This window comes from Pseudomonas sp. EGD-AK9 (assembly GCF_000465935.2).
Lineage (GTDB): Bacteria > Pseudomonadota > Gammaproteobacteria > Pseudomonadales > Pseudomonadaceae > Aquipseudomonas.
In genome coordinates this window covers 1-601 of the sequence record NZ_AVOF01000883.1, presented here as the reverse complement: position 1 = coordinate 601, position 601 = coordinate 1, and the positions used below count along the sequence as shown (strand labels likewise).

Genomic DNA, 601 nt, shown 5'->3' with positions numbered 1-601 from the left:
CCCACCCGCGCTACGCGCCGCCGCCGGGCGTGGCCAGCCACTGGAACCCGGCGCTGGGCGTCTACGTGGTCGAGGGCGCGCGCGACCTCTACTACCGCGAGCGCATCTTCTATCGCTGGGCCAGCGGCTGGAGCTGGTCGCCGCAGCCCGGCGGGCCCTGGCGCGCCACCGACAGCAGCGGCATCCCGCCGGGGCTCTACCGGCATTACCAGAGCCGCTGAAGTCTGTCCGCTCGACACACGGCGCCCCAGGGCGCCGTTCTGCGTACTGGGGATCGGCCCGGTCGAGACTGTTCAGGGTTGGCGCCGCGGCGCACTGTCCTTCACTGCCTGACGCCAGCGTTGCGCACTGGCCTTGACCAGCCAGCAGGCGAGGATAAAGGGCATGGTCAGCGCCGGTATTTCGAGAGCGGCGAAACCCGGTTGCAGCAGCAGGGCCAGCAGCAGGCCGCACAGCGGCGCGATGGGGTTGCGCTGCACCTGGGCCAACGCGATGGCGGCGAGGCTGGCGTTGTAGCCGTAGAGTCCGGCCAGGGCGCCGTCGCTGGGCCAGCCCTGCAGCAGGGCGAGGGCGAAGCCGGCGCTCGAGCCCAGCACGGCCC

Annotated in this window: 1 protein-coding gene and 1 pseudogene; one reads left to right on the top strand and one right to left on the bottom strand. The window is 72.4% G+C overall.

Going from position 1 to position 601, the window contains the following annotated elements; genetic code table 11:
* Positions 1 to 221, top strand: a pseudogene (locus tag N878_RS29270) (hypothetical protein); the annotation flags it as partial.
* A 72-nt stretch (positions 222 to 293) separates the two neighbouring features.
* Here N878_RS29270 and N878_RS25050 read toward each other — a convergent pair.
* On the bottom strand, positions 294 to 601 hold a 308-nt coding region (locus N878_RS25050; RefSeq protein WP_021446214.1), incomplete at its 5' end, for an urea transporter.